Here is a 3,643-nt window from a genome sequence, read left to right on the forward strand (position 1 = left end):
AGGGGACGGGTGTAGATGTCCTCTTTGGGGCCCATTTCCACCGGCCGGCCGAGGTACATCACCATCACGTGGTCGGCCACATGACGGACCACCGCCAGGTTGTGGGAGATGAACACGTAGGCGGTGTTGAATTCCTGCTGCAGGTCCATGAACAGGTTCAGCACCTGGGCCTGGATCGACACGTCCAGCGCCGAGGTCGGTTCGTCCGCCACCAGCACCTTGGGTTGCAGCATCATCGCCCGGGCCAGGGCGATCCGCTGGCGCTGGCCGCCGGAGAACATGTGCGGATAGCGTTGGTAGTGCTCGGGACGCAAGCCCACCTGCTTCATCATCGCCTGGACTTTCTCGCGCCGTTCGGCGGCGCTCAGGTGGGTGTTGATCAGCAGCGGCTCGGCCAACTGGTCACCGATTTTCTGCCGCGGGTTGAGCGACGCATACGGGCTCTGGAACACCATCTGCACGTCTTTGCGCAACTGCTTGCGTTCGGCCTTGTTGGCCCCGGTGACTTCCTGGCCGGCGATTTTCAGCGAGCCGGAGGAGGGCTCTTCGATCAGCGTCAGGGCGCGGGCCAGGGTCGACTTGCCACAACCGGATTCGCCGACCACGGCCAGGGTCTTGCCGGCTTCCAGTTCGAACGACACGCCGTTGAGCGCACGCACGGTGGCGTGGCCCTTGAACAGGCCGCGGGAGACTTCGTAGTGACGGGTCAGGTCACGGGCGGTGAGAACGACGGCCATTACGCCACCTCCTGATTCAAGGGATAGAAGCAGCGAGCGAGGCTGTTGCTTTTCGGGTCGAGGGCCGGGCGTTGGGCGCGGCAGTTGTCCTGCACGTAGGGGCAGCGTGGCGACAGCAGGCAACCCTGCGGACGGTCATAACGCCCCGGAACGATGCCCGGCAGGGTGGCCAGGCGCGATTCACCGAGGCTGTGCTCCGGAATCGCCTTGAGCAGGGCTTCGCTGTACGGGTGCGCGGGAATGTCGAACAGCTGTGGCACCTGGCTGACTTCCACCGCTTGACCGGCGTACATCACGCACACGCGCTGGGCGGTTTCGGCAACCACGGCGAGGTCGTGGGTGATCAGCACCAGGCCCATGTCCTGCTCTTTCTGCAGGGCCAGGAGCAGGTCCATGATCTGCGCCTGAATGGTCACATCGAGGGCGGTGGTCGGTTCGTCGGCGATCAGCAGCTTGGGTTCGCCGGCAATCGCCATGGCAATGGCCACACGCTGGCTCATGCCGCCGGAGAGTTGGTGCGGGTAGGCGTCCATGCGGCTGGCGGCGCCGGGGATCTCGACTTTTTCCAGCAGTTCGATGGCGCGCTTGCGCGCGGCGCGGCCGGACATTTTCAGGTGCAGGCGCAGCACTTCTTCAATCTGGAAACCGACGGTGTAGCTCGGGTTCAGCGCGGTCATGGGGTCCTGGAAGACCATGGCCAGGTCTTTGCCGACGATCTGCCGGCGTTGACGGTTGCTCAGCTTGAGCATGTTCTTGCCGTCAAAGTTCAGGGCGTCGGCGGTGACGATGCCGGGGTGCTCGATCAGGCCCATCAGCGCCATCATGGTCACCGATTTACCCGACCCCGACTCGCCAACGATGGCCAGGACTTCGCCCTTGTCCACGCTAATGTCGAGCCCGTCGACCACCGGAACGGCGGTCTTGTCGCCGAAGCGCACGTTGAGATTCTTGATTTCTAACAGTGACATGGGAATCTCCTCAGGCGGCGTTCTTGAGTTTCGGGTCCAGCGCATCGCGCAGGCCGTCGCCCATCAGGTTGATTGCCAGCACGCTGAGCAAAATGGTCAGGCCGGGCAGGCTCACGACCCACCAGGCGCGTTCGATGTAATCGCGAGCCGAGGCCAGCATGGTGCCCCACTCCGGCGTTGGCGGTTGTACGCCCAGGCCGAGGAAGCCCAGGGCCGCGGCATCGAGAATCGCCGAGGAGAAACTCAGGGTGGCCTGGACGATCAGCGGTGCCATGCAGTTGGGCAGCACGGTGATGAACATCAGGCGCGGCAGGCCGGCACCGGCCAGGCGCGCGGCCGTCACGTAGTCACGGTTCAACTCGCCCATCACCGCGGCGCGGGTCAGGCGCACGTAAGACGGCAGGGACACGATGGCGATGGCGATCACGGTGTTGATCAGGCCAGGGCCGAGGATGGCGACAATCGCCACGGCCAGCAGCAAGGAGGGCAGGGCCAGCATGATGTCCATCAGGCGCATGATGGTCGGGCCTAGAAGCCGCGGGAAGAACCCGGCGAACAGGCCCAGCAGGATCCCCGGGATCAGCGACATGACCACCGACGACAAGCCGATCATCAGCGACAGGCGCGACCCCTGGATCAAGCGCGACAGCAGGTCGCGACCCAGTTCGTCGGTGCCGAGCAGGAACTGCAGTTGCCCGCCTTCGAGCCAGGCCGGCGGGGTCAGCAGGAAGTCACGGTATTGCTCGCTGGGGTTATGCGGGGCAACCCAGGGCGCGAAGATCGCGCAGAAGATCACCAGCAGCATGAACATCAGGCCGGCCACGGCACCTTTGTTTTTGGAGAACGCTTGCCAGAATTCTTTGTATGGGGACGGGTACAGCAGGCTTTGATCGACTGCTACCGAGGATGTTGGAGTACTCATGGGTAATGATCTCAGCGCTGATGACGGATGCGTGGGTTGGCAAAGCCGTAGAGGATGTCCACCACGAAGTTGACCAGGATCACCAGGCAGGCGATTAACAGGATGCCGTTCTGCACCACGGGGTAGTCCCGGGCGCCGATGGCTTCGATCAGCCATTTACCGATGCCGGGCCAGGAGAAAATGGTCTCGGTCAGGACCGCACCGGCGAGCAAGGTGCCGACCTGCAGGCCGACCACGGTCAGCACCGGGATCAGCGCGTTGCGCAAACCGTGGACGAACACCACGCGCGACGGCGACAGGCCCTTGGCCCGCGCGGTGCGGATGTAGTCTTCGCGCAGCACTTCGAGCATCGAGGAGCGGGTCATGCGGGCGATCACTGCCAGCGGGATGGTGCCGAGCACGATGGCGGGCAGGATCAGGTGGTGCAAGGCGTCGAGGAACGCGCCCGTATCATCGGCCAGCAGGGTGTCGATCAGCATGAAGCCGGTGACCGGCTCGATGTCGTAGAGCAGGTCGATCCGCCCGGAAACCGGGGTCCAGCCCAGGGACACCGAGAAGAACATGATGAGGATCAGGCCCCACCAGAAGATCGGCATCGAGTACCCGGCCAGGGAGATGCCCATGACCCCATGGTCGAACAGCGATCCTCGCTTGAGGGCCGCGACCACCCCGGCCAGCAGGCCGAGGATCCCAGCGAACAGCAGGGCGGCCATGGACAGTTCCAGGGTCGCGGGGAACAGCGAAGTGAACTCGGTCCACACGCTTTCACGGGTGCGCAGCGATTCACCCAGGTCGCCCTGGGCCAGTTTGCCGATGTAGTCCAGGTACTGGGCATACAGCGGTTTATTCAGACCAAGGCGTTCCATTGCCTGAGCGTGCATTTCGGGGTCGACCCGGCGTTCTCCCATCATGACTTCCACAGGGTCGCCGGGAATCATGCGAATCAACGCGAAAGTCAGCAGGGTGATGCCGAAGAACGTGGGGATCAACAACCCCAATCGGCGGGCAATAAAACT

The 3,643-nt window shown here is 63.8% G+C and carries 4 protein-coding genes; all 4 read right to left on the reverse strand.

Annotation, left to right across the window (positions count from 1 at the left end; all coding sequences use genetic code 11):
• Nucleotides 1-737: dipeptide ABC transporter ATP-binding protein (locus AACY45_RS26895; protein ID WP_339548464.1), on the reverse strand; the 737-nt coding region annotated here is incomplete at its 3' end.
• Nucleotides 737-1,705 (reverse strand): ABC transporter ATP-binding protein, encoded by a 969-nt coding sequence (locus AACY45_RS26900; RefSeq protein ID WP_339548465.1) that lies wholly within the window; start codon nt 1,703-1,705, stop codon nt 737-739. The genes AACY45_RS26895 and AACY45_RS26900, both read right to left, overlap by 1 nt.
• Before the next feature lie 10 nt (nt 1,706-1,715).
• Entirely contained in the window at nt 1,716-2,627 is a 912-nt protein-coding gene (locus AACY45_RS26905) for an ABC transporter permease subunit (RefSeq protein ID WP_339548466.1), read from the reverse strand.
• A gap of 11 nt (nt 2,628-2,638) precedes the next feature.
• On the reverse strand, nt 2,639-3,643 hold a 1,005-nt coding region (locus AACY45_RS26910; protein WP_339548467.1), incomplete at its 5' end, for an ABC transporter permease subunit.

The organism is Pseudomonas sp. RA_35y_Pfl2_P32 (assembly GCF_963970735.1).
Classification (GTDB): Bacteria; Pseudomonadota; Gammaproteobacteria; order Pseudomonadales; family Pseudomonadaceae; genus Aquipseudomonas.